General features: G+C 70.4%; 25 protein-coding genes. 14 read left to right on the top strand and 11 right to left on the bottom strand.

Translation table 11 applies throughout. The features are described from left to right. Window positions 1-21 precede the first annotated feature (21 nt). The 3 genes from YIM_RS06070 to YIM_RS06060 all read left to right on the top strand — a co-directional run bounded on the left by YIM_RS06070 (window position 22) and on the right by YIM_RS06060 (window position 1733). Window positions 22-768: an IclR family transcriptional regulator gene (locus YIM_RS06070; protein WP_153029390.1), complete on the top strand. Its 747-nt coding sequence runs from the start codon at window positions 22-24 to the stop codon at window positions 766-768. Between the two features lie 125 nt (window positions 769-893). Then, the gene (locus tag YIM_RS06065) at window positions 894-1175 is read left to right on the top strand and encodes a hypothetical protein (RefSeq protein WP_153029389.1); all 282 of its coding nucleotides are present in this window, start codon (window positions 894-896) and stop codon (window positions 1173-1175) included. Between the two features lie 33 nt (window positions 1176-1208). Continuing rightward, the gene (locus tag YIM_RS06060; protein WP_153029388.1) at window positions 1209-1733 is read left to right on the top strand and encodes a hypothetical protein; all 525 of its coding nucleotides are present in this window, start codon (window positions 1209-1211) and stop codon (window positions 1731-1733) included. Here YIM_RS06060 and YIM_RS06055 read toward each other — a convergent pair. The 9 genes from YIM_RS06055 to YIM_RS06015 are packed head-to-tail and all read right to left on the bottom strand — an operon-like array spanning window position 1723 to window position 13345. Continuing rightward, window positions 1723-2892 carry a CaiB/BaiF CoA-transferase family protein gene (locus YIM_RS06055; RefSeq protein ID WP_153029387.1) on the bottom strand — a complete coding sequence of 390 codons (1170 nt, stop codon included), beginning with the start codon at window positions 2890-2892 and terminating at the stop codon, window positions 1723-1725. The genes YIM_RS06060 and YIM_RS06055 overlap by 11 nt on opposite strands. Beyond that, window positions 2892-4304 (bottom strand): aldehyde dehydrogenase family protein, encoded by a 1413-nt coding sequence (locus YIM_RS06050; RefSeq protein ID WP_153029386.1) that lies wholly within the window; start codon window positions 4302-4304, stop codon window positions 2892-2894. Before YIM_RS06050 ends, YIM_RS06055 begins: the two co-directional genes overlap by 1 nt. 39 nt (window positions 4305-4343) lie before the next feature. Beyond that, complete coding sequence (locus YIM_RS06045; RefSeq protein WP_153029385.1) at window positions 4344-5288, bottom strand: ornithine cyclodeaminase family protein; 945 nt, start codon at window positions 5286-5288, stop codon at window positions 4344-4346. Next, window positions 5285-5983 carry a GntR family transcriptional regulator gene (locus YIM_RS06040; RefSeq protein WP_153029384.1) on the bottom strand — a complete coding sequence of 233 codons (699 nt, stop codon included), beginning with the start codon at window positions 5981-5983 and terminating at the stop codon, window positions 5285-5287. Before YIM_RS06040 ends, YIM_RS06045 begins: the two co-directional genes overlap by 4 nt. Next, window positions 5980-6771: an SDR family NAD(P)-dependent oxidoreductase gene (locus YIM_RS06035; protein WP_153029383.1), complete on the bottom strand. Its 792-nt coding sequence runs from the start codon at window positions 6769-6771 to the stop codon at window positions 5980-5982. Before YIM_RS06035 ends, YIM_RS06040 begins: the two co-directional genes overlap by 4 nt. A 1-nt stretch (window position 6772) precedes the next feature. Continuing rightward, entirely contained in the window at window positions 6773-8464 is a 1692-nt protein-coding gene (locus YIM_RS06030) for a hydantoinase B/oxoprolinase family protein (RefSeq protein ID WP_153029382.1), read from the bottom strand. Further along, on the bottom strand, window positions 8461-10494 hold the full coding sequence (locus YIM_RS06025) for a hydantoinase/oxoprolinase family protein (protein ID WP_194240056.1): 2034 nt from the start codon (window positions 10492-10494) through the stop codon (window positions 8461-8463). Before YIM_RS06025 ends, YIM_RS06030 begins: the two co-directional genes overlap by 4 nt. Beyond that, window positions 10494-12146: a thiamine pyrophosphate-binding protein gene (locus YIM_RS06020; RefSeq protein ID WP_153029381.1), complete on the bottom strand. Its 1653-nt coding sequence runs from the start codon at window positions 12144-12146 to the stop codon at window positions 10494-10496. Before YIM_RS06020 ends, YIM_RS06025 begins: the two co-directional genes overlap by 1 nt. A 41-nt stretch (window positions 12147-12187) precedes the next feature. Further along, window positions 12188-13345, bottom strand: a complete 1158-nt coding sequence (locus tag YIM_RS06015) for an FAD-binding oxidoreductase (RefSeq protein WP_153029380.1) — start codon at window positions 13343-13345, stop codon at window positions 12188-12190. A 108-nt stretch (window positions 13346-13453) separates the two neighbouring features. Here YIM_RS06015 and YIM_RS06010 point away from each other — a divergent pair, with 108 nt between their 5' ends. The 8 genes from YIM_RS06010 to YIM_RS05975 all read left to right on the top strand — a co-directional run bounded on the left by YIM_RS06010 (window position 13454) and on the right by YIM_RS05975 (window position 19880). After that, window positions 13454-14821 carry a wax ester/triacylglycerol synthase family O-acyltransferase gene (locus tag YIM_RS06010; protein ID WP_153029379.1) on the top strand — a complete coding sequence of 456 codons (1368 nt, stop codon included), beginning with the start codon at window positions 13454-13456 and terminating at the stop codon, window positions 14819-14821. A gap of 168 nt (window positions 14822-14989) precedes the next feature. Next, complete coding sequence (gene pqqA, locus YIM_RS06005) at window positions 14990-15085, top strand: pyrroloquinoline quinone precursor peptide PqqA (RefSeq protein WP_113694224.1); 96 nt, start codon at window positions 14990-14992, stop codon at window positions 15083-15085. A 70-nt stretch (window positions 15086-15155) separates the two neighbouring features. Continuing rightward, on the top strand, window positions 15156-15848 hold the full coding sequence (pqqC, locus tag YIM_RS06000) for a pyrroloquinoline-quinone synthase PqqC (protein ID WP_153029378.1): 693 nt from the start codon (window positions 15156-15158) through the stop codon (window positions 15846-15848). 2 nt (window positions 15849-15850) lie between these two features. Then, window positions 15851-16102, top strand: a complete 252-nt coding sequence (gene pqqD, locus YIM_RS05995; RefSeq protein ID WP_370468960.1) for a pyrroloquinoline quinone biosynthesis peptide chaperone PqqD — start codon at window positions 15851-15853, stop codon at window positions 16100-16102. Continuing rightward, on the top strand, window positions 16093-17184 hold the full coding sequence (pqqE, locus tag YIM_RS05990; protein ID WP_153029376.1) for a pyrroloquinoline quinone biosynthesis protein PqqE: 1092 nt from the start codon (window positions 16093-16095) through the stop codon (window positions 17182-17184). The genes pqqD and pqqE overlap by 10 nt, the downstream gene beginning before the upstream one ends. Beyond that, the gene (gene pqqB, locus YIM_RS05985) at window positions 17181-18044 is read left to right on the top strand and encodes a pyrroloquinoline quinone biosynthesis protein PqqB (protein WP_153029375.1); all 864 of its coding nucleotides are present in this window, start codon (window positions 17181-17183) and stop codon (window positions 18042-18044) included. Before pqqE ends, pqqB begins: the two co-directional genes overlap by 4 nt. A gap of 61 nt (window positions 18045-18105) precedes the next feature. Continuing rightward, window positions 18106-18624, top strand: a complete 519-nt coding sequence (locus YIM_RS05980) for a helix-turn-helix domain-containing protein (RefSeq protein WP_153029374.1) — start codon at window positions 18106-18108, stop codon at window positions 18622-18624. After that, window positions 18621-19880 (top strand): MFS transporter, encoded by a 1260-nt coding sequence (locus YIM_RS05975; RefSeq protein WP_153029373.1) that lies wholly within the window; start codon window positions 18621-18623, stop codon window positions 19878-19880. Before YIM_RS05980 ends, YIM_RS05975 begins: the two co-directional genes overlap by 4 nt. Before the next feature lie 428 nt (window positions 19881-20308). On the opposite strand, the gene YIM_RS05970 is transcribed toward YIM_RS05975, so the two are convergent. After that, window positions 20309-21718 carry an amidase gene (locus tag YIM_RS05970; RefSeq protein WP_153029372.1) on the bottom strand — a complete coding sequence of 470 codons (1410 nt, stop codon included), beginning with the start codon at window positions 21716-21718 and terminating at the stop codon, window positions 20309-20311. Window positions 21719-21726: 8 nt separating this feature from the next. Further along, window positions 21727-22707, bottom strand: coding sequence for a D-2-hydroxyacid dehydrogenase (locus tag YIM_RS05965; RefSeq protein ID WP_194240055.1), 981 nt, complete (start codon window positions 22705-22707; stop codon window positions 21727-21729). A 112-nt stretch (window positions 22708-22819) separates the two neighbouring features. Here YIM_RS05965 and YIM_RS05960 point away from each other — a divergent pair, with 112 nt between their 5' ends. From YIM_RS05960 to YIM_RS05950, 3 genes are read left to right on the top strand one after another with little or no spacing between them, the layout of a single operon-like run. Beyond that, window positions 22820-23548: an Asp/Glu/hydantoin racemase gene (locus YIM_RS05960; protein WP_153029371.1), complete on the top strand. Its 729-nt coding sequence runs from the start codon at window positions 22820-22822 to the stop codon at window positions 23546-23548. A gap of 45 nt (window positions 23549-23593) precedes the next feature. Next, on the top strand, window positions 23594-24325 hold the full coding sequence (locus tag YIM_RS05955; RefSeq protein ID WP_153029370.1) for an aspartate/glutamate racemase family protein: 732 nt from the start codon (window positions 23594-23596) through the stop codon (window positions 24323-24325). Between the two features lies 1 nt (window position 24326). Continuing rightward, on the top strand, window positions 24327-25016 hold the full coding sequence (locus YIM_RS05950; RefSeq protein ID WP_153029369.1) for a GntR family transcriptional regulator: 690 nt from the start codon (window positions 24327-24329) through the stop codon (window positions 25014-25016). Window positions 25017-25021: the final 5 nt, after the last annotated feature.

The following is a 25021-nucleotide window of genomic DNA, read 5'->3' as shown; positions in this document are numbered from 1 at the left end:
GAGTTGATCAACTATGGGGCGATGACCGCCAAGCGGACACCGGGGGCCAGCAGTTCCCGCAAGGTGCTGCAGTTGCTGCTGGCGTTCTCCGAGCGACGGCCGGAGGCCACGGTGGCCGAGCTGGCCGCGCTGGCGGGCACGCCGATCGCCACCACCTACCGCTACGTGGCCCTGCTCAAGGAACTCCAACTGCTCGAAGAGGGCCGGGCCGGGTACTACCACGTCACCTCGCAGGTGATGCCGCTCGCGCGGGCCGCGCAGGTGGCGAACGACCTGGCCAGGCTGGCCCGGCCGGTGATGGAGGAGGCGGCCCGCGAACTGCGTGAGACGGTGCTGCTGTTCCAGCAGTTCGGCGACGCGGCGGTCTGCGCGGAGCGGGCGGAATGCGACCAGGCCATGCGGTTCACCTTCCAGCCCGGCCATTCGGTGCCGCTGGGCGTCAGCTCGGCCGGCAAGATGCTGCTGGCCGGCCTGCCGGAGCCGGAGCGCAGCCGACGGCTTTCCGCGGTGGTCGCGCGACGCGGCAGCAGCCTGCGCGACGAGCTGAAACGCGCCGAACTCAACCGGTACGCGGTCAGCTGGGGTGAGGTCGACGAAGGTGTCTGGTCCTGCTCGGTGCCGGTGCGCGCGCCTGGGCAGCGACCGACCGTGCTGACCGTGGCCGGACCGGCCGCCCGCATCGGCGACGAGGCCAAGCGCACCGCGATCGTCGTGCTCCAGTCACACGCGCAGCGCATCCAGGACGCCTACACCCAGTTCGTGCTCTGAGCCGGAACGTCCGGGCGCGCACCGGGGTTCCGTGGCTCTTGTCATGGGCGGAACGACGGAACCGCCGACTCGGCCAGACGTCGTATCCAGTATCCAGTGCGGAGTATCCGGACCGAGGAGTGCCGATGACTGCAAGTGGGCTTGGCCAGGCCGCCGCGATGATGGACGACGCGGCGGAGACGAGCCGGTTCGCGGCCGGGGTGATCGAGCTGGGCCGTGAGGAACCGGACCCGATGACCGGCGGGGCGCCGTTCGGCTTCTCCCCGCAGGCGCGACGGCTCGCGGAACTGTGGAACTCCGCGTTGCGCACCCGCGCCGCGAGCATGCGGGCGCTGGCCGATGCCACCGAGCGGGAGGCGGGCGAACTGCGCGACGCCACCGACGGTCGCGTGCTCCACCACGCCTGAGTGGTCACGATCGCTGAGCGAAGGAACTCCCCGATGGCTTTCATGCACCCCGACCTGCGGACCGCGGCCGGCCACCTGGTCCGGCTGCGGGCGGCGGCCGAGTTGCTGCACGCGCCGGACCCGCTGGACGCGCTGCGCTACACCGACTGCGCGCCCGCCGCGCTGCGCGGCATGGTCGAGCGGGCGCGGACCGCGCAGAAGCCGTTGGCGGAGGCCCACATCGACTACAGCGACGCCAGGAGCCGGGTCCAGTTCGGCAGCCGCGGCGGTGACCTGGCGAAGGTCTACCGGGACGAGCGGGAGGCGACCGAGCGGACCATGCTGGCCGGGCTGCGCGTCGCCGACCAGCTCGACCTGCTGGCCCGCTCGGCGGCCCGGCACGCGGTGGAGATCGCCACCGCGGCGGATCCGGCGTGCGTGCTGGTGCTCGACGGCGACCTCACCCCGGAACCGGCCGAGGCGGTGCACGAGGCCTGTGCCGCGATCGTGCGTTCGGTCGAGCAGCACCTGGCCGCGATCGACGCGCTGGCGTCCGAAATGGACGGTCTCAGCGCGTGAACCCGTCGATCTCCTCGGCGCTGTACCCCAGTTCCGCCAGCACCTCGGCGGTGTGCTGCCCCAGCGTGGGCGGGGCGGAACCGGGCCGCGCCGGGGTTTCCGACGCCTTCACCGGGAATCCCGTGCCGTAGTAGGTGCCGACCGACGGGTGCGGCAGCCGGACGATCTGCTCGCGGTCTTCCGCCCACGGATCCTCGTACACCTCGTCGATGGTGTTGATCGGACCGGCCGGGATGGAGACCTCGTCGAACTTCTTCAGCCATTCCGCGCTCGGGCGCGTGCGCATCACCGCGAAGATCAGCTCGTTCAGCTCGTCCCGGTGCTCGGCCCGCAGCGCGTTGGTGGCGAACCGCGGTTCGTCGGGCAATCCCAGCAGTTCCCGGAAGGCGCGCCACAGCTTTTCGCTGCCCACCGCGACGTTCAGCCAGCCGTCGGCGGTCGGATAGGCCTGGTACGGCACGATGCTCGGATGCGCCGAGCCCATCCGCTCCGGGCGCTTCGCGTCGTAGAAGTACGCGCCCGCCGCGTAGATGTGCCAGGCGAGCTGGGCGTCCATCAGCGACACGTCCAGGTACTGCCCGCGACCGGTGGAATGCCTGGCCTGCAACGCCATCAGCACGCCGATGATGGCCCAGGTGCCCGCGTTCAGGTCGGCCACCGGCAGGCCGACCTTGGCCGGCGGGCCGTCGGCCTCGCCGGTCAGCCCCATCACCCCGCCCATGCCCTGGGCGATCAGGTCGTAACCGGGCCGGTCGCGGTACGGGCCGGTCTGGCCGAACCCGGTGATGGACACGTGGATCAGCCGGGGGTTCAGCTCCGAGAGCCGGTCGTATCCGAGGCCCCAGCGCTCCAGCGTGCCCGGGCGGAAGTTCTCCACCAGCACGTCCGCCCGTGCCACCAGCCGCCGGACGGCCTCCTGGCCGCGCTCGCTCTTCAGGTCGAGCACGATGCCGCGCTTGTTCCGGTTCGCGGCCAGGAAGTAGACGGCTTCCCCGGTGTCGCCGACAAAGGGCGGGCCCCAGTTCCGGGTGTCGTCCCCGTGTCCCGGTGGTTCGACCTTGATCACCTCGGCCCCCATCTCGCCGAGGTACTGCGTGCAGTACGGCCCGGCGAGAATGCGGGACAGGTCGACCACGCGGAGGCCGTCCAGCGGCCGCATCAGCGCTGGATCGCCTTGGTCTCGAGGAACTCCTCCAGTCCGAAGCGGCCCAGCTCGCGCCCGTTGCCGGACTGCTTGTAACCGCCGAACGGGGCCAGCGGGTTGAACGCGCCGCCGTTCACCTCGACCTGCCCGGCGCGGATGCGCCTGGCGACCGCGGTGGCGTGCTCGGCGTCGCCCGCCCAGACCGCGGCGGCCAGCCCGTACTGCGTGTTGTTCGCGATGGCCACCGCCTCGTCCTCGGTTTCGTAGGTCAGCACCGAGAGCACCGGGCCGAAGATCTCCTCCTGCGCGATGGTCATTTCGGGGGTGACGTCGGCGAAGACGGTCGGCCGCACGTAGTAACCCTTGTCCAGGCCCTCCGGCGCGTCCGGGCCACCGGCGACCAGCGTCGCGCCCTCCTCGACGCCCTGCCGGATGTAGTCGCGCACGCGGTCCCGCTGGGCCGCGGAGACCAGCGGCCCGAGCTTCGTGGCGGCGTCGGACGGGTCACCGACGGAGAACTTCGCCACCCCGTCCGCGAGCAGGGCGACCACCTCGTCGCGCTGGTCGCGGTGCACGATCATCCTGGTCAACGCGGTGCAGGTCTGCCCGCTGTTGAGGTATACGTTGCTCAGCCCGGCCTTGACCGCGGTCGGCAGGTCGGCGTCGGGCAGGATCACGTTCGGCGACTTGCCACCGAGTTCGAGCGCCACCCGCTTGACCGTCCGCGCGGCCGCTTCGGAGACCCGCGCCCCGGCGCGCGAGGAGCCGGTGAACGAGACCATGTCCACGTCCGGGTGCGCCGCGATGGCCTCGCCGACCACCGGACCGGTGCCGCTGACCAGGTTGAACACCCCGGCGGGCAGGCCGATCTCGTCGAAGATCTCGGTGAGCAGGTAGGCCGCGAGCGGGGCCACCTCGCTCGGCTTGAGCACCACCGTGCAGCCGGCCGCCAACGCGGGTGCGACCTTCGCCACAATCTGGTGCAGCGGGTAGTTCCACGGTGTGATCGCGCCGACCACGCCGATCGGCTCACGCACGATCAGCGAGTTGCCGACCTCCTCGCCACGCACCGGCACCACCGCCGGATCGCTGTACGTGCCCGCCACCACCGCGGGCAGCCCGGCCTGCACCTTCTGCGCGATCTTCACCGGCGCGCCCATGTCCGCGGTGATCGTCTCGGCGATCACCTGGTTGCGTTCCTTCAGCTTCGCCGCGAGCTGGCCGAGATAGGCGCAGCGCTGCTCGGCGGGGGTGGCGGACCAGCCGTCGAAGGCCCGGCGCGCGGCGGCCACGGCGGCGTCCACGTCGGCCGCGGTCCCGGCGGGCACCCGGTCGATGACCTCCTCGGTGGCCGGGTTGACCACGTCGATGGTCTCCGAACCGGCCGAGGCGATCCACTTGCCGTCGACATAGATCACGTCACGCATCGAGCGAACTCCCTTGTTTGTCCGAGGCCTGCCCCGACCCTAACCCCGGCTCCGCTCGATGACGGCCCAGGCGGCCGCGGCGTCCTGGACACCGACCCCGGTGCTGTTGTAATAGACCAGATCCTCCGGCGCCCGCCGTCCCGGTGCGCTGCCGACCAGCACCTCGCCGAGTTCCTGGAGTTCCGGTTCGGCCAGCGGCGCGTCCACGATCGGCCCGGCGTGCGAGAGCGCGGTCTCGCGGTGGTCGACCACCACCGCCCCGGCCGGTTCCACCACGTCCCGGCCGACCTCCCGCCGGTGCGGTTCGAAGGAGCCGATGCTGATCACCGTGCACCCGGTCGCCAGCCACTCCCGCCGGATCACCGGCTCGGTGCTGACCGTGCACAACGCGACGATCCCGGCACCGCGCACGGCGCTTTCCGCGTCGTCGGTGGCGATCACCCGCAGCCCGAGTTCCTGGGACAGTTCGCGGGCGGCCCTGGTGCGGTGCTCCTCGCTGGGACTGTGGATCCGGACCGTCTCAAGTGGACGTACCGCGGCGATCGCCCGGACGTGCGCCACGCCCTGCACCCCGCTGCCCAGCACGGCCAGCTCGGTGACGTCCGGATTCGCCAGCACGTCGACGGCAACCGCGCTGGCCGCCGAGGTGCGGATGGTGGTCACGGCCGCACCGTCGAGCACGGCCACCGGCGCGCCCGTTTCCGGGTCCAGCGCGACGATCAGGCCGTGGATGCTGGGCAGGCCGTACTCGGTGTTGCCCGGGTTGAAGCTGATGAACTTGCACACCGGTCCGGTGTCCGGGGACAACCGGCACGGGTAGGCCAGCGCCAGCGCGCCGCCGGGGCCGGGCACATGGGTTTTGGCCGGCAGCACGGCGGTTTTCGCGCCGAGCGCGCGGAAGGCGCGCCGCTGCGACTCGATCGCCGCGTCGACCCCGAGCACGGCGCCGATCTCGTCGGCATCGAAGAACCGGGGTGCGGTCATGGGGTCTCCCTTCGGTGGTACGCGGCGAGCAACTGGCGCTCGGCGTCTCGGAGGTAGCGTTCCAGTGCCTGCTCGGCGAGGTCGAACCGGCGTCGCCGGAGGTGTCCGATGATCTTCTCGTGCCGCGCCAGGTACGGCTCGAAGAAGGCCTGCGTGTTCTCGGTCAGCACGAAGAACAACCGCGTCTCGGCGAGCACCTGGCGCATGGTGCCCGCCACCCGGTCGCTGCCGGACAGCTCGGAAAGCGCCTGGTGCCAACGGATGCTGGCGGTGCCGACGGCCTGCCAGTCCTCGTCGCGCGCGGCCTGCTTGCCCTCGGCCAGCGCGTCCACCAGTGCGGTGAGCACCAGGCCGTCGCGGTCGGCGGCCTCACGCACGGCCGCGCACTCCACCATGCGCCGGATCCGGTACAGGTCCACGATGTCCGGCCCGGTCAGCTCGCGGACGAACACCCCCCGGTTCAGTTCCCGCACGGCCAGCCGCTCGTGCGCCAGCAGCTGGAACGCCTCGCGCAGGGTGTTGCGGGAAACCCCGAGCGCCGAGCTGATCGCCGGTTCGGCCAACCGGGTCCCCGGCAGGAAAACGCCCTCGGCGATGCGCTGGCGCAGGATCTGGGCCACCCGCTCGGCGGTGCCCGCACGGGCGAGGGCGCTCCGGTCCCCCGCGAGCACCGCCGACGGATCGCCGCTGGTCATCGCACGCCCAGTTCGAAGTCGAGGGAGTAGCGGTTGCCCGGCATGGCCCCGGCCGCCTTCGCCCCGTCGACCGGCACCACCGCGCCGTTGATGAACCGCGATTCGTCGCTGGCCAGGAACAGCACCGCCTTCGCCACCTCCCACGCCTCACCGACGCGCGCGGCGGGCGTGCTCGCGGTCAGCTGGTGCTGCTTGGCTTCGAAGTCGTCGGGCGAGGCCAGCGTGCTGCGCAGCATGTCGGTGTCGATCGCACCGGGATTGACCGTGTTTACGCGGATCCCGAGGTGCGCGTGCGCCACCGCGAGCGACTTCGCCAGCCCGACCAGCGCGTGCTTGGTGGCGTTGTAGACCGGGTCGGCCGGGCGGCCCATCATGCCGCCGTTGGACGAGGTGAGCACGATGCTGCCGGCCTTGGCCTCGATCATGTGCGGCAGCACCGCCCGGGTGGCCAGGAACGCGGTGCGCACGTTCAGCGCGAAGATGTGGTCGAACTCGGCGAGCGTCGTCTCCGGCAGCGGCTTGCCGAGGTGGATGCCGACATTGCCGAACAACACGTCGATCCGGCCGTGCTCACCGAGCACCTGCTCCACAAAGGACTGGACGGCTTCCTCGTCGGTGGCGTCGACGGTGGTGTGGGTGAAGTTCTGGTGCCCGATCTCCTCGGCGGGCTCGCGGATGTCGCTCGACCGCACGATCGCGCCCTCGGCGAGGAACTCCTTCACCGAGGCCAGGCCGATCCCGCGCGCCCCGCCGAACACCACGACGACCTTGTCTTCCACACGCCCCATGTCAGTCCCTCTCCACGATCTGGTAGTCGGCGGGCAGCCGGACCAGCGCGTCCGGCCTGCCGGTGTAGCGGATTTCGACGCCGTAGACGTCACGGGCGGCCTCGATCGAGACGTACCCGTCGACCACGTCGGCGAGCACGCGTTCCGGGTCGCGTTCGCGCGGATCGCCGTAACCACCCGCGCCGGGAAGCACCACGTCGACGACCGCGTCCGGCTCCAGCGTCACCCGGCGCTTACCCGGCAGCGCGGTGCCGTCGGCCAGGCCGAATCGGCCGGGTGCGCCGTCCAGTCCGCCGTGCACACCGATCGCCGGTGAGCTGGTGCGGTCGACGTTCCCGTTGACGCTCCAGGAAATGTCACCGCGCGCGGTCACCGTGGTCGACTGGCCGAGGCCGCCGCGGTGGGTACCGGCACCGCCGGAGTCGGTGCGCAGCACCCGCCGGGTCTGGACCAGTGGTGCCATGGTCTCGATCACCTCGGTCGGCGTGGCCCGCAGGCCGCTGGGGAACCCGGTGGTGTTGAGCCCGTCCTTGGTGGCTCTGGCCCCGATGCCGCCGGTCTGGAAGACGTTCAGCATGAACTCGCGTCCATCCTCATGCGACTGTCCACGCCAGATGGTCATCCAGAGCGCGTCCGCGCTGTGCGCCATCCGCCCGTCCAGCGCGCCGATCAGCAGCGACGGCAGGAAGTGGCCGATCAGGTGCCGGGAGGCGACCGGCGCGGGCGGCAGGCAGTTGAGCACCGATCCGGCGGGCGCGGTCACGTGCACCGGCCGGAACGAACCCGCGTTGTGCGGCACGCCGGGGGCGATCGCCGCCTTCACCGCGAACGAGGCGTACGCCCTGGTGTAGTTGAGGACCACGTTGATGCCGTGCTTGCTCTGCGGCGACGAACCGGCGAAGTCGATGTCGATGTCCTCACCGCGCACGGTCAGCGCGACCTTCAGTAACACTTCTTCCTCACCGAAGCCGTCGGTGCGCAACTCGCTGCGGAAGGTGCCGTCGGGCAACGCGGCGATGGCGTCGCGCAATGCCCGTTCCGAGCGGTTCATGATCTCCGCGGCGATCTCGTCGATCGAGTCCAGGCCGAACTCCTCGGCCAGGCGCACCAGGCTCGCCGCCCCGACGTCGTTGCCCGCCACCTGCGCGTACAGGTCGCCGATGGTTTCCTCCGGCGTGCGCACGTTCGCGCGGATGATCGCCTCCAGCTCGGCGTTCACCTCACCGGCGCGGAGGAACTTCATGATCGGCAGCCGGAGGCCCTCTTCGAACACCTCGTTGGCCTCGGCCGAAACCAGGCGGCCGCCGATGTCCGGGGCGTGGCAGCACGAAGCGAACCACGCGATCACTCGACCGCGGTGGAAAACCGGGGTGGCCACGGTGATGTCGTTGATCTGGCCCGCCGTCTGCCACGGGTCGTTGGTCAGCAGCACGTCACCCGGCGCCAGCTGTTCCGGCGGGAAGGCGGCGACGAAGTGGTGCATCCCGGTGGCCATCGCGTTGATGTGGCCGGGAGTGCCGCCGACCGACTGCCCGATCATCTCGCCACGCGAGTCGAAGACCGCGCACGCCAGGTCGAGCGATTCACGCACCACCGACGAGAACGCCGTGTTGACCAGTGCGTTCTGCTGTTCGGCCAGGATCGAGTGCAGCCGGTTGCCGACCACGCCGACCAGGATCGGGTCCACGATCACGGGGTCACCACCAGACTGGAGTCGGCCCGCACGGTGCAGCTCGCGTCCGGCGGAATGACCAAAGTGGACTCTCGTTCCTCGATGATCGCCGGGCCGTCGATGCGGTCGTCCGCACGCAGCCGGTACCGGTCGTACACCGCGGTGTCGACAAAACCACCCGGGAAGTAGGCCTGCCTGCTGCCCTTGCGTGCTTCTCCTGTCCCGGCTTCCACGCTGAGCCGGAGGTTCACCCGGGGCACCGGGCCCGACGAGACCACCCGCCAGTTGAGCACCTCGACGCCGACGTCCGGCCCGGTCCGGCGGTACAGCTCGCGGTACGCCTCGGTGAAGTCGTTCACCAAGGTGGCGGGCCATTCGCCCTGGTTCACCGGCACGCGGATTTCGTAGCCCTGCCCCGCGTACCGCATTTCGGCGATCCGGCTGTGCGTCACGGTGTCCACACCGGACGCCTTCAGCAGTTCCTCGCCCTCACGTTCCATCTCGGCGAACAGCGCGTCCACTTCGGACCAGCTCAGCTCGTCGACCCCGGCTCGCGACGTGCGCACGAAGTCGAAAGCCAGTGGTGCGGTGAGGAAACCGACCGCGCTCATCACCCCGGCGGCCGGTGGGGCGACCACCTGCCGGGCACCCAGCGCCCGCGCCACGCCCACCCCGTGCACCGGACCGGCGCCGCCGAAGGTGAACATCGGCAGCCGCGCCGGGTCCTTGCCGCGTTCCACCGCGTGCACCCGCGCCGCGTTGGCCATGTCCTCGTTGACGTGCGCGTGGATGCCGTACGCCGCCTCGGCCAGTCCGACGCCCAGCGGTTCGGCGATCCGCCGCTGGATCACCTCGCGCGCGGCGTCCAGGTCCAGCGCCATTTCGCCGCCCAGGAAATACCCGGGATCGAGATAACCGAGCACCAGGTCGGCGTCGGTGACCGTGGGTTCGGTGCCGCCGCGGCCGTAACACACCGGCCCCGGCTCGGACCCCGCCGAATCGGGGCCGACGGTGAGCAGGCCGAGCGCGTCGATGCGGGCGATCGAGCCACCGCCGACGCCGATCTCGATCATGTCGGTCACCGGCACCTTCACCGGCAATCCGGACCCGGGCAGCAGCCGGTACACCCTGTCCACTTCGAACTCGTGCGTGACCAGCGGCGCGCCGTCGGAGATCATGCACAACTTCGCCGTGGTGCCACCCATGTCGAAGGCGAGCAGATCGGCCTCACCGGCCGCCGCGCCGAACGCCGACGCCGCCAGCGCGCCACCGGCCGGGCCGGATTCGAGGATGCGGATGGGATAGCGGGCCGCGGTGTCCACTGTGGCTATTCCGCCGTTGGACAGCATGATGTGCGGTGCCGGGCCGATTCCGGCGCGGTGCACGCGCTGTTCCAGGTCACGCAGGTATCGCTCGGTCAGGTCCTGCACGTACACGTTCGCGGCGGTGGTCGAGGCCCGCTCGAACTCGCGGATCTCCGGCACCACCTCCGAGGACAACGCGACGCGCAGCCCCGGGGCGACCTCCGCCAGCACGGCCCGCACGCGGCGTTCGTGCTCGGGATTGGTGAAGGAGTGCAGGAAGCAGACGGCCACCGCCTCGATCCCGCGCTCGGCCAGCTCCGTGCCGAGCCGGGCGACGTACTCCTCGTCGAGCGGGGTCTGCACACTGCCGTCGGCGAGGATGCGCTCCGGTACGTCGAACCGGAGATGCCTCGGCACCAGCGGTTCCGGCAACTCGATCTGGAGGTCGTACAGCTCGTAGCGGTGTTCACGGCGCATTTCCAGCACGTCGCGGAAGCCCGCGGTGGCCAGCAGCGCCAGCTTCGAGCCCTTGCGCTCGATCAGCGCGTTGGTGACCAGCGTCGTGCCGTGCACCAGCTTGTCCACTTGGGACGGATCGGGGACGACGTCCCGCAGCAGTTCGCCGACCGCGCGGGCGGGCTCGTCGTGGGTGGTCAGCGCCTTGCCGATGGCCACCACCCCGGAATCGTCGAGCACGCACAGATCGGTGAACGTGCCACCGATGTCGACACCGACGCGCAGCGTCATCACCGCTCCTTCCGGTACCAGCGGGGCGAGGTGTTGAGCGGTGGGCGCATGGCGGCTTCGACCACCAGCACGTTCGGTTCGTCGGCCTGGATGAACGCGCTCAGCTTCCGCCGGAAGGCGCGGCCGAAGCCCTTGACCCGTTCGGAGCGCACGCCGAACGACTTGGCCATCGCGACGAAGTCCGGCCCGACCAGATCGACCCCGCGGTGCGGCAGGCCGCTGTGCTCCTGGTCGAACCGGAGCATGCCGTACCCGCCGTCCTCCACCACGACCACGGTGACCCGCAGGTCCTCCTGCGCGGCGGTAGCCAGATCCCCTACGCCGTAGAGGAAACCGCCGTCACCGGTGACGCAGACCGCGCGCCCGGCACCGGCCGCCGCACTGCCGATCGAGGCGGGAAAACCGAAGCCGAGCGTGCCCCAGCCCATCGGGTAGGCGAGCTTGCGCGGCCCCGGGATGCGGTGGAAACCACCGATCCAGTAACCCGCGATGCACATGTCCGAGACCAGGATCGCGTCCTCGGGCAGCACTTCCTCCAGCGTGCCGAGGAAGTCGGCGGCCTGCGGCTCGTCCTCGCGGATGCGGCGGCGCACGGCCGCGCTCATCCGGCGCAGCCGCGCGGTGAGCTTCTCCAGGCCGTCCTTGGCAGGCAGTTCGCCGAGCAACGCGGTGACCACCGCGCGGGCATCGCCGACCAGGTTCAGGTCCGGCTGGTAGTTCTTCGCCGCGTCCGCCGCGTCGATATTCACCGTGACCAGCGTCGGCGGCTGCGGCATCAGCCAGTTCTGCGTCATCAGCCCGTCGAAGTCGGTGCCGACGCCGAGCACCAGATCGGCTTCGTCCCAGAGCGCGCCGACCTCCGGCGTGTGCACCGAGTTCGGGGCCAGGCAAGGGTGTTCGGGCGGGAGCAGGCCACGCGCGGCGAAGGTGGTGAGCACCGGCGCCGCCAGCTTCTCCGCCAGCTCACCGATGACCGCGCCCGCCCCGGCCCGCAGCGCGCCGCCACCGGCCCAGATCAGCGGCCGCTCGGCGCGCTCGAACAACTCCCGCGCGCGCCCGAGGTCGAGCGGTTCGGGCACCGGCGTGAGATCGGCCGGATCGGGCGCGCGCTTGGCGGCGGCGGACAGGAAGTCGGTCGGAATGCCCAGGTAGACCGGGCCGCTCTGCGGTCGCAGCGCCAGCCGCGCCGCCGCGAGCGTGGCGCCGGCGATCTCTTCCGGTCCGCCGACGGTGTACTGGCCCTTGGTCAGCGGCGCGAACATCGCCGCCTGGTCGCTGGTCTCGTGCAGCACCCCGCGCACCGTGCCGGGACGCCGGAGCGTCGAAGGGATGTCGGTGGCGATGACCAGCACCGGAGAGCCGGAGGCCTGCGCTTCGCCGACCGCGGCGAGCGTGTTCGCCGCACCGGGCCCGGTGGTCACGATCGCGACGCCGAGCTTCCCGGTGGCACGGGCGTATCCGTCGGCGGCGTACGCGGCGGTCTGTTCGTGGCGGACGCCGAGCAACTGGATCCCGGTGTCCGCGAGGGCTTCCCAGATCGGCAGGTTGTGCACCCCCGGTAAGCCGAAGGCGACCCCCACACCCAGTTCACCCAGTGCGTCGGCGAGCTGATCGGCCCCGGACTTCGGCTTGGCATGGCTGACTACCGGCACCGGCACAGCCTACGAGATCGTTCAACGATTGAACACCCCGCCTAGACGATGTTGTACTCCGCCCTCGTCGTCACGCCGCCGTCGAACCGGCGCACGTCCAGCGAGGAGACGTCGATCTCCGGCTCCCGGCCCAGGTAGAGGTCCCGCATCACCGCGCCGACCGCCGGGCCCATCTGGAACCCGTGCCCGGAAAACCCGGTGGCGTAGAGGAACCGCGACACCCCGGCCGCCTCGCCGACCACCTGGTTCCGATCCGGCGTCATCTCGTACAGCCCCGCCCACGCCGTGCGGATGCCCGCGTCGAGCACCGACGGCGCCCGTCGCATCGCGGCTTCGGCCAGCGCGGGCAACCACTCCCCCGGTTCGTACCGCGAGTCGAACCCCGCGTCGCCCGGACCGCCCGGCAGGGACAGCGCCAAGCCGTCGCCCTCGGGGTGGAGGTAGAACGCCGACGGCATTTCCACGGTCAGCGGTACCGATTCCGGTCGTCCCGGTATCGAGCCGGTGAACACCACCTGACGCCGCTCCGGGCTGACCGGCAGCGGACATCCCGCCAGCTCACCGATGCGCGCCGACCAGGCCCCGGCCGCGCACAGCACCACCTCGGTCCGGACCACTCCCCTGGAGGTCTGGACCGCGCGGATCTGCTCGTCGCCACGGTCGATGCCCACCACTTCCACGCCGGTGCACAAGGTCGCGCCCAGTGCGCGGGCGGCCCGCGCGTACCCCTGCACCACCGCGTCCGGAGTGGCACGCCCGTCTTCGGGCGACCAGACCGCGGCGTGCACACCGTCGACCGAGATCAGCGGGTTGTGCCGGACGGCCTCGGCCGGTTCGATCACCCGGCTCGCCACACCGAGGGAGTTCTGCAGCGCCACCCCGCGCTCGAACCGCGGCAGGTCGGCGGGATCGGTGATCAGGTAGAGGTAACCGTCGCGGCGGAAGTCGATCTCCTGCCCGAACCGCGCCGGGAACCGCTCGAACTCGGCGAGCCCGCGCAAGCCCAGTTCGATGTTGACCCGGCTGGTGAACGAGGAGCGCACCCCGCCCGCCGCCTTCGCCGTCGAGCCGGCGCCCAGCGCGCCCCGCTCCAGCAGCAGCACGTCCACCCCGGCCTCGGCCAGTTGGAACGCGCAGCTCACGCCGATCACGCCACCGCCTACGATCACCACGCCGGCCCGTTCGGGCAGGTTCGCCATGATCGCAGGGTAATCGTTTGTTCAGGGCTTTCCTCTTGCTGAACCGTGCGTAGACTCAGCCCTCCGGTGGAACCCAGGATCACCGCTGCTCGACGAAGGGGGCCGGATATGCCGCTGATGCCCGTTACCGACTCGATGTTCCTCCTTGTGGAGTCGCGGGAGCATCCGATGCACGTCGGCGGCCTCCAGCTGTTCCGCAAACCCGAGGACGCCGGACCGAACTACCTCAGCGAAATCCGGCGCAGGCTGCTCGAGCGGTCCGAGGTCAGCCGCGCCTTCCGCCGCCGCCCGGCCCGTCCGGTGAACACCATGGGTTACGCCGCCTGGGCCGAGGACGTCGAACTCGAACTGGACTACCACTTCCGGCATTCCGCACTGCCACAGCCGGGCCGCATCCGCGAACTGCTCGAGTTGACCGGCCGCTGGCACAGCACGTTGCTCGACCGGCACCGTCCACTGTGGGAAGTCCACCTGGTGGAGGGCCTGCGGGACGACCGGTTCGCGATGTACAGCAAGGTGCACCACGCATTGATGGACGGGGTCTCCGCACTCCGCCAGATGCAGTCGACGCTGAGCGACAGCCCGGACGAGCGCGACTCGCCGCCGCCGTGGAGCGGACCGAAGACGCAGGGCGTGCGGCGCAACCGGCGCGACCCGGTCTCGCTGCTCACCGGCACGCGGCAGTCGCTCGCCCAGCTGGCGAAGCTGCCGCGGGCCGCGGTGAAGGTGGCGGGCGAAGCCTTCCGCGAGCACAGCCTGACCCTGCCCACCCAGGCACCGAAGACCATGCTCAACGTGCCGATCGGCGGCGCGCGGCGGTTCGCCGCGCAGTCCTGGTCGCTCGACCGCGTGCGCCGGGTGGCCACCGCGGCCGGCGTCTCGCGCAACGACGTGGTGCTGGCGATGTGCTCCGGCGCCCTGCGCGACTACCTGATCGAGCAGCGGGCACTGCCGGACACCGCGATGGTGGCGATGGTGCCGGTGTCCATGCGCAAGCGGGCCGAAACCGGCGAGGCCGGCGGCAACGCGGTCGGCGCGCTGCTGTGCAACCTGGCCACCGACCGCAGCGACCCGGCCGAGCGGCTCAAGCTGATCCACCAGTCCATGCGGGACGGCAAGCGGATCTTCTCCGACCTGACGCCGTTGCAGGCGCTGATCCTGTCCGGCATCAACGTGGCCCCGCTGGGCGCGTCCACCATCCCGGGATTCGTCAACAACACGCGCCCGCCGTTCAACCTGGTCATCTCGAACGTGCCGGGGCCCCGCAAGACGATGTACTGGAACGGCGCGCAGCTCGACGGTGTCTACCCGGCCTCGGTGCTGCTCGACGGGCAGGCGCTGAACATCACCCTGACCAGCAACGGCGACAACCTGGACTTCGGCATCACCGGCTGCCGCCGCAGCGTGCCGCACCTGCAGCGCATCCTCACCCACCTGGACACCGCGCTGGCCGAACTGGAGAGCGCGGTCGCCTGAGTCATCGGATCATTCTTCTCACCCTGGGTGACACCAGCGCGGCTTTACTACTCCATCAGCGGGACGATGGCTTGGAGCAAGTCAGAAATTAGCCGGCTTCCCTAGATTTCGGTCCGGCGGCGCTTCTAGGGTCGTCTTGCCCGGTCGTCAGTGATCCGAGGAGTCAGCATGATCGAAACCGCTACCGAGGTCTGGACCACTCCGGACTTCGTCGAGTACGAGACCCCGATGGAAGTCACGGCCTACGCGGCCCGGATGGAATAACACGGGCGGGCGGGGGCCCGCGCGGTCCCCGCTCCTCCCGCCTGCGCCTCGACGACCAGGAGGGTCCGCCATGAGCGCGCCGCTCAGCCACGAGGAGTTCGCCGCCGCCCTGCGTGGACTGTCCCACCGCTACTGGGGCACACACCCGTTCCACCACCGGATGCACGCCGGTGAACTGTCCGAACGCGAACTGCGGATCTGGGCCGCGAACCGCTGGTACTACCAGCGCATGATCCCCCAGAAGGACGCCGCGATCATCAGCAACTGCCCGCTGCCCGAGGTGCGGCGGCAGTGGCTCCCCCGGCTCGTCTACCACGACGGCGCCGCGCCGGGCGAGGGCGGGATCGAGCGCTGGCTGCGGTTGTGCGAGGCGGTCGGCCTCAGCCGCGAGGAGGTACTCGACGAGCGGCACGTCGCGCCGGGGGTCCGGTTCGCCGTGGATGCCTATGTCACCTTCGCCAGGACAAAACCGTGGGTCGAAGCGGTCGCCTCTGGGCTCACCGAGATGTTCTCCGGTCATCTGATGAAACGCCGCGTGGCCGACATGCTGGCGAACTACGACTGGATCAACCGCGCCGACCTGGCCTACTTCACCAACCGCATCGACGCGGTCTCCGGAGAGGGACAGGCCACTGTGGACCTCGTGCTGCGGCACTGCGTGACGAGGGAGCAGCAGGACGCCGCGATCGCCGCGCTCTCCTTCAAGTGCGACGTGCTGTGGTCCATTTTGGACGCCATCGAGCGCGCCGCGGCCAAGGAGTGAGCGTGATCCCCCGACTGCGCCGCGGTGTCCGGCTCACCTACGACAAGGTGCGCGAAACGCACGTGCTGCTGTACCCGGAAGGTGTGCTGGTGCCGAACAAAACCGCCGCCGCCGTGCTCGAACTCTGCGACGGGCATACCAGCGTCGCCGACATCACCGCGGCGCTCGGCAAGCAGTACCGCGGGGTCCGGGAGGCGGACGTGAACGGAGTGCTGTCCCGGCTGGCGGAACGGCGGGTCGTCGAATGGACGTGAAGCCCGCCGAGCCACCGCTGGGTTTGCTGGCCGAGCTGACCCACCGCTGCCCGCTGCACTGCCCGTACTGCTCCAACCCGCTCGAGCTGATCACCAGGGACGGCGAACTCGGTACCGAGCAGTGGCTTTCCGTGCTGTCGCAGGCGCGCGAACTCGGCGTGCTCCAGGTGCACATGTCCGGTGGTGAGCCGCTGGCCAGACCGGACCTGCCGGAACTGGTCTCACACGCGAGCGACCTCGGCTGTTACGTCAACCTGGTGACCAGCGGCCTCGGCCTGACCGGCAAGCGACTCGACGACCTGGCCGAGCGCGGGCTCGCGCACATCCAGCTGTCGGTGCAGGGCGCGGACGCCGAGCGCGCGGACCGGCTCGCCGGCACCAGAGCCCACGACCACAAGATCGCCACGGCCGCGCTGATCAAGGAATCCGGCTTGCCGCTGAGCGTGAACGTGGTGCTGCACAAGCAGAACCACGACCAGCTCGCCGGCCTCATCGCGCTCGCCGAGCGCATGGGCGCCGACCGGCTCGAACTGGCGAACACGCAGTACTACGGCTGGGCGCTGAAGAACCGCACGGCGCTGATGCCGACCAGGGAGCAACTGGCCGCCGCCGAGCCGATCGTGCGTGCCGCCACCGAGCGCCTGCTCGGCACGATGGAGATCATCTACGTGGTCGCCGACTACTACGAGCCCTATCCGAAGCCGTGCATGTACGGCTGGGGCGCACGGCAGCTGACCGTGGCCCCGAACGGTGACGTGCTGCCGTGCCCGGCGGCGACCGCGATCAGCACGCTCGAACTGGACAACGTGACCCGGAAGCCGTTGCACGACATCTGGTACGGCTCGACCTCGTTCAACGCCTACCGCGGTGAGGACTGGATGAGCGAGACCTGCCGGTCCTGTGACCGGCGCGGCACCGACCACGGCGGCTGCCGCTGCCAGGCGTTCCTGCTGACCGGGGACGCGGCCGCCACCGATCCGGTCTGCTCGCGCTCGCCGGACCGCGAGATCGTCGACCTGATCCTGAGCGCTCCACCGCCCGCGGTAGAACCGGAGCTGGTCATGCGGCGGGTGGCGCGATGAAGGTGCTGCTGCTCGGGACGGCCGCCGGAGGTGGTTTCCCGCAGTGGAACTGCGCCTGCGCACTGTGCACTTCGGACGCTCCACCCCGGACGCAGGACTGCGTGGCGATCAGCGCCGACGGCCGCGGCTGGTACCTGCTCAACGCGTCACCGGACATCCGTGCGCAGATCCTGGCGTCGCCGGTGTTGCGCGCCGGGCCGGGGCCACGGGAGACGCCGTTGCGCGGCGCGCTGGTCACCGATGCCGAACTGGACCACACGCTCGGCCTGGTCATGTTGCGGGAGGCGCCTTCTTTTGGTGTCTGGGGCCCGGACGCCGCCCTGCACGCGATGCGCGGAGCCCTGCCGGTCGGCCGGTACGGGGACTGGACCTTCTCCCCGGTGGAGCCGGAGATCGGCGGCCTTCGCGTGCGCGCGCTGCCGGTCAGCGACAAGAAGCCGAAGTACGCCCGTGACTCCACTTCGGACGGTCCATGGGTGGTCGCCTACCGGATCGAGGACCCGTCCACCGGCGGTGTGTTCGTCTACGCGCCCTGCCTGGCGACCTGGCCGCCGGGATTCGGCGAGTTCACCGATGGCGCGGACTACGTGCTGCTGGACGGCACCTTCTACGGCGCCGACGAGATGTCCGGGGCGACCCGCGCCGGGGTCGGCTCGCAGGCGCAGCGTGCCATGGGGCACGTACCGATCTCCGGTGCGGACGGCAGCCTCGCCCGGATCCGCGACCTGCCGGGACCGCGCTGGGCCTACACCCACCTCAACAACACCAATCCCGCGCTCGCCCCGGATTCCCCGGAGCACAAGGAAGTACTGGCCGCGGGCGCGGAACTCCCCCTGGACGGCACGCTGCTGACCCTATAGCCACAGCAACCCCCAAAGATTTGTTTGACAGTCGGCGGCCGGTGCCCTGATACTCGGGTCCATGCCGGAGAAGACCTCACTGGTCGAGCTGCGCGTGCTCGCCCATCCGCTGCGCCTGCGCATCCTGTCACTGCTCACCGGGGCCGCGATGAGCGCCGCCGAGGCTGCCCGCGAGCTTCAGGACACGCAGGCCAACGTGAGCTACCACCTGCGGCGGCTGCATGAGGCAGGGCTGCTCGAAGTCGCCGAGGAGGTCCGCATCCACGGCGGGCTGGCGAAGCGCTACCGGCACGTCCCCGGCAACGCTCCCCGGTGGAACCACGAAGATCACGAGGGTGAGCAGCTGTTCGCCGAGACGCTGGCCGGTGAGCTGCGCCGCCGCACCGTGGACCGCGAGCCGTCCGGACGGTCCGCCGTCACCGACGCCGAGGTCTGGCTCAGCCCCGCCGACTGGGAACGCGCGGTGGAGCTGGCGAACGAACTCGGCGACCTGCTGCACAGCGAGGCACAACCGCCGCGCACGCCGGAGACCCGGCGAGTCAGCGCCACCATCGCCCTGTTCGAGATGGTGCGGCCATGAGCTTGCGGGAACCCTTGCAGCACCGCAGTTTCCGGTGGCTGCTGGCCGGGCGGACCGGCGCCGAACTGGCCAACGCGATCGCGCCGGTGGCGCTGGCGTTCGCGGTGCTCGACCTGACCGGCTCGGTGGTCGACCTCGGGCTGGTGGTCGGGGTGCGCTCGCTGGCCAACGTGATCCTGCTGCTGTTCGGCGGTGTGCTCGCCGACCGGCTGCCGCGTGCGCTGATCCTGCAGGGCACCGGCCTGGCCGCGGCGCTCACCCAGGGCCTGATCGCGGCCAGCGTGATCGGCGGCTTCGCTTCGATCCCACTGCTGTTGGCGCTGAGCGCGCTCAACGGCGGGGTCGCCGCGATGTCCCTGCCCGCGGCGGCTTCGCTGACCCCGCAGACGGTGCCCGCGACCCTGCTCACGCCGGCGAACGCGCTGGCCCGCATGGGCGCGAACACCGGCCGAATCCTCGGCGCGGCTTTGGGCGGGATGCTCGCCGCGGGGGTCGGGGCGGGCTGGGCCATCGCGGTGGACGCGGGCATCTTCCTGCTGTCCGCGGCGGGTTATCGCGGGGTGCGGATCGCCGCGCGGGTGCGGGCCGAACGTTCGCATCCGCTGAAGGACCTGGTCGAAGGATGGCGGGAGTTCACCGCACGGTCGTGGGTGTGGATCGTGGTCGCGCAGTTCACCGTGGTGAACGCGGTGATCATGGGGAGCCACGCGGTGATCGGCCCGAAGGTCGCGGACGACACGGTCGGACGTGCCGCGTGGGGATTCATCCTGGCGGCGGAAACGCTGGGGGCGTTCATCGGCGGGGTGCTGGCCGCGCGGTGGCAGCCGCGGCACGCGTTGTTGATCGGGGTCGCGGTGATCGCGGTCGAGGCGGTTCCGTTGGTGACGCTGGCGGAGGCGCCTTCTTTGGTCCCGTTGCTGGCGACGATGTTCCTGGCGGGGATCGCTATCGAGCAGTTCGTGGTGGCTTGGGATGTCTCTTTGCAGGAGAACATCCCGGAGGACAAACTGGCGCGGGTCTACTCGTACGACATGCTGGGCTCTTTCATCGCCATGCCCGTCGGCGAAATCGCCGCGGGTCCGCTGGCGGAGCGCTTCGGCGCGGACACCACACTGCTCGCCGGAGCACTGCTCGTTCTTGTGAGCACCGCTCTCGCATTGTGCAGCCGCCAGATTCGGGGCCTTACCCGGAAATCCGCCACCCCCAGCGACGTCACCGGTGCCGTCCCTCCCGCGGACCGCTCACCCGCTCCGTAGCTGACACGCGCCCGGCGCACCGCCAGCCCGACACGCCAACCCTCGCGCCCTTCAACCGGCGCGCTCTCCAACCCCGCACGCCCTCCAGCCCTCGCGCCCTCCGACCGGCGCGCTCTCCAACCCCGCACGCCCTCCAGCCCTCGCGCCCGCCAACCCTCGCGCCCTTCAACCGGCGCGCCCGCCAACCCTCGCGCCCGCCGACCCTGCGCCCGCCAACCGGCGCGTCGCCTCGCGCAGACAAAGAAGAGCAGTGCTCTCCCTTGCGATCACTGCTCTCATTTCGGGACAGCGCTCACCAAGCCCAAGCCCGCACTCAGTGCACACCAAATGCCACCCCCGCCACCCCGCACAAACAAGAGCGGCGCTCACCAAAGTGAGCACCGCTCTCGCAAGCCAAGCCAGGCCAAGCCGACCCAACCCCGCCTAAGTCACCGCCGCGGAGCCGCGGGCCGGTCCGTAGCCCACGGCTTCACCTCTTCCACCAGCTTCGCCACCGCCAGCACCAGATCATCCGAGTGCCGCGGCCCCACGATCTGCAACCCCACCGGCAACCCCGCCGCCGTGAAGCCGATCGGCACGCTGATCGCCGGCTGCTGCGTCAGGTTGAACGGATAAGTGAACCGCGTCCACTCCGGCCAAGTCTGATAAGAGCTTCCCGGCGGCACATCGTGCCCAGCCTCAAAAGGCGAAATCGGCATCATCGGCGTGATCAGCACATCGTGCCGCAAGTGGAACTCGCCCATGTGAATGCCCAAAGCCGCCCGCACCGCGCTCGCCTCGAGGTAGTCACTCGCCGAGAAGGTGTGCCCGTGCTCCCAAACCCGCCGCAGGCCCTGGTCGATCAGCTCCTCCGAACCCGCCGGGAACGTGTCCAGCCACTTCGCCGCGCCCGTCGACCACAGCACATCAAAAGCATCCAGCGGATCCGCGAACCCGGGATCCGTCTCCTCGATCCGCAGCCCCGCCTCGTTCAGCGCGGCCACCACGGCCAGCGTGATCCGCGCGATCTCCGGATCGACGTCCACATAACCCAGATTCGCCGAATAAGCCGCGTTCACCCCGCGCACATCCCGCCGCACGGCCTCCCGGTACGAACTCGCGGGCGGCGCCAGCGCGGACGGGTCGCGGTGGTCGGGCAGGGCGAGCACGTCGAGCAGCAACGCCACGTCATCCACCGAACGCGCCATCGGACCGGCGTGCCCCAGCGGACCGAACGGGCTCGCCGGGAACAGCGGGATCCGCCCGTGCGTCGGCTTGAACCCGACGATTCCGCAGAACGAAGCCGGAATCCGCACCGAGCCACCACCATCGGTACCGACCGACAGCTCCCCCATGCCCGCCGCCACGGCCGCCGCGCTGCCACCGCTCGAACCGCCCGCGGTCAGCGCGGGGTTCCACGGGTTGCGGGTGATGCCGTTCAACGTGTTGTCGGTGACGGCCTTCCAGCCCAGCTCCGGCGTGGTCGTCTTGCCGAGCAGCACCAGCCCGTGCTCGCGCAGCCGCGCGGTGACCGGGCTGTCGACCTCCCACGGTCCGGCCGGGTCGATGCAGCGCGAACCCCGCTGCGTCGGCCAGCCCTGGCTGAGGAACATGTCCTTGATCGAGGTCGGCACCCCGTCCAGCCAGCCGATCGGATGGCCCTCGCGCCACCGCTGCTCGGCCAGCTTCGCCTGTTCCAGCGCGGAGTCGGCGTCGACGAGGCAGTAGGCGTTCAGCTCGCCGTCCCGCTCGGCGATCGCGTCGAGCGAAGCTTGCGTCGCCTCCACCGGCGACAGCTCCCCGGACCCGTAGGCCGCGACGAGCTCACTGGCCGTCAGCAGGGTCCCCGACTCGTTCATGGTCCTCCTCAGTTGCTGCCCGACGGCACGTAGCCCAAGCCCTTGTCCACGACATTACGAAGCGGCTGCCCCGTGCGCCACCGCTCGAAGTTCCCGGCGAACACCTCGACCAGCGTGTTGCGCCAGCCGATGAAGTCGCCGGACATGTGCGGTGAGATCAGCACGTTCTCCATCGTCCACAGTGGACTATCCGAGGGCAGCGGCTCGGTGTCGAACACGTCCAGCGCGGCACCGGCCGGGCGGCCGTCGCGCAACGCGGCGATCAGGTCACCGGTCACCACCAGCTCCCCCCGGCCGACGTTGACGAACCGCGCGCCTGGCTTCATCGCGGCGAAGGCGCGCGCGTCGAACATGCCCTTGGTCTGCTCGGTCAGCGGCGCGACGGCGATCACGTAGTCGTAGTCGCCGAGGTGCGTGGTCAGCTCGGCGGAGGCGTGCACCACGCCGAAGTCGGGATCGGACTCGCGCGCGGTGCGCCCGGCACCGGCGACGGACAGCCCGGCGGCGCGCAGCAGGCGGGCGATCGACCGGCCGATCGGCCCGGTGCCGACCACCAGCGCCCGGCGGCCGGAGACCCGCTCGGTCTCGCGGTGCAGCCAGGTCCGCTCCTGCTGCAACTGCCGCGAGCGCGCGAAGTCCTTGGCGAAGGCGAGCACCACGCCCAGCACGTACTCGGCGATGGCGTCGTCGAAGACACCGCGCGAGTTCGTCAGCACCACGTCGCTCTCGCGCAGCCCGGGGAACAGCACCGGGTCGACACCGGCGCTCGCGATGTGCAGCCAGCGCAGCTTGTCCGCGGCCTCCCACGCGCCGGGGACGGCGGTGGACAGGAAGTCGTAGACGAAGAGGATGTCAGCGCCGTGTAACGCCTTCTTTAAACCCGCCTCGTCGGTGTAACGCACCGCGGCCACGTGCTCGATGCTGTCCATGTCCGGGGGGTGCTGGTCGCCGCACAGCACCGCCAACACCGGGGATTCCGTGCCGATCACCGTTGACACGGTATGAGCCGGTCGTATGATTGTCAACAATCCGAGGAGCCACCCCGGAGGCTCTCTGCATTCCTGAAGACGTCACCGCGGAGGCTTGGCCTTGGATTTCCAGATGCCTGTGTTCGACGGCCCGCTCGCCCAGCGGGGCATCGGGGTGATCGCCCCGTTCGACCTCGCGCTCGAGCGCGAGTTGTGGCGCTGGGTGCCGATGGAGGTGTCCCTCCACCTGGCACGCACGCCCTACGAGCCGGTGCCGGTGAGCATGGAGATGGCTCAACTGGTCAGTGACAGCAAGCACCTCGCGGCCGCCACGCGTGACGTGCTTCACGTGGAACCAGAGGTTGTCGCGTACCTCTGCACGTCGGGCAGCTTCGTCAACGGCATCGACTACGAGCGCTCGTTGTGCAAGGCGATCTGCGACGCCGGCGCGCCGGACGCGGTGACCACCTCCGGCGCGCTCGCGGAGGTGCTGCACCGCCTCGACCTGCACAAGATCTCGGTGCTGACGCCGTACGACCAGGACCTGACCGGGAAGCTGCACGACTTCCTGACCGAACTGGACGTGAAAACGGTGTCCAGTGACCACCTCGGGCTCGGCGGCGGCATCTGGAAGGTGAGCTACCGGACCATCGCCGAGCGCATCCTCGCCGCCGACCACTCCGAGGCCGAAGCGGTTTTTGTCAGCTGCACGAACCTGCCCACCTTCGACCTGATCGAGCCGCTGGAGGCGGCGCTCGGCAAGCCGGTGCTGACCGCGAACCAGCTCACCATGTGGGCCTGCCTGATGCGGATGGGCCTGCCGCTGGTCGGTCCGGGCAAGTGGTTGCGTGACGTTTCGTAGCGTGGTTCGTTAGGATTGTTGACAATCTGCAGGAGGTGCTCAGGCTTGACCACGATCGGCTTCATCTACCCGGACCACGCGGCCGAGGACGACTACCCGCTGGCCGAACACCTCCTCGGGCCGGAGTTCCGGCTCCCGGTCGAGCACATCTACGGCACGGACCTGCACGCCGTGCCCGAACTGCTGGACCTCGGCAGCCCGGAGCGTCTGAAGGAAGGCGCCGGACTGCTCGCCAAGCACGAGCCGGACGCGGTGATCTGGGCGTGCACGAGCGGCAGCTTCGTCTACGGCTGGGAGGGCGCGCGCAAGCAGGCCGACCAGCTCGCCGAGGCCGCCGGCGTACCGTCGACCAGCACTTCCTTCGCGTTCGTCGAAGCGGCCAAGGCGCTCGGCGTGCGGAAGGTGGCGGTCGCGGCCAGCTACCCCGACGACGTGGCACGGCTGTTCGTCGAGTTCCTCGCCGCCGGCGGGGTCGAGGTGCTCACCATGTCCAGTGCGGACATCGACACCGCGGCCGAGGTCGGCGAGCTGAGCCCGGAGGCGGTGATCGAGCTGGCGGTGTCGCACGACCATCCGGAGGCCGACGCCGTGCTGGTGCCCGACACCGCGATGCGCACGCTCGGTGTGCTCGGCGCCATCGAAAACCGGCTCGGAAAGCCGGTTCTCACCGCGAACCAGGTGACCATCTGGGAAGGTCTCCGGCAGGCCGGCGTCTCGGTGACGTCCGGCGAGCTGGGAGCTCTGTTCACGAGAACGGTCCGGGAAAAGGGAAACTGACATGCCGCTGGCCGACATCGAACCGGTGAACCGGGAGTCCACCGCGGGCATCATCGCGCGGCAGCTCCGCGACGCGATCATGAACGGCGCGCTGCCGCCGGGCACGCAGCTGGGCGAGACCGAGCTGGCGTCGCGGTTCCAGGTCTCGCGGGGGCCGCTGCGCGAGGCGATGCAGCGGTTGGTCTCCGAGGGACTGCTGCGCAGCGAGCGGCACCGCGGGCTGTTCGTGATCGATCTCGAGCCGGATGACGTGTACGACATCTACGTCGCGCGGGCCGCGATCGAGCGGGCGGCGGCGCTCCGGATCATGCGTGGTGACCGGGAGAAGGCCGCCGCCGCGCTCGACGAGATCGTGCGCGCGATGGCCGCGGCCGCCGACGAGGACGACCCGACCGCCCTGTCCGACGCCGATCTGCGCTTCCACGAGGTGCTGGTCGCCGAATCGGGCAGCCGCCGGCTGATGCGGATGACGCAGACCCTGCTGATCGAGACGCGCATGTGCCTTTCCATGCTGCAGCAGACCTACCAGCGGGTCGAGGAACGGGTCGACGAGCACAACCAGCTGATCGACGCCATCCGCGCGGGTGACGAGGAGTCGGTGCTGAAGCAACTGGAGGCGCATATGGAGGACGCGATCCAGCGCCTCCTGCCGGGCACTTCGCTGCACGGGATCCCCGGCACCCCTGACTAAAGTAG

The sequence above is a fragment of the Amycolatopsis sp. YIM 10 genome, from assembly GCF_009429145.1.
In the GTDB taxonomy this organism is placed as follows: Bacteria; Actinomycetota; Actinomycetes; order Mycobacteriales; family Pseudonocardiaceae; genus Amycolatopsis.
The sequence above is the reverse complement of the archived record's forward strand: the minus strand, read 5'-3'. Positions and strand labels throughout refer to the sequence as shown.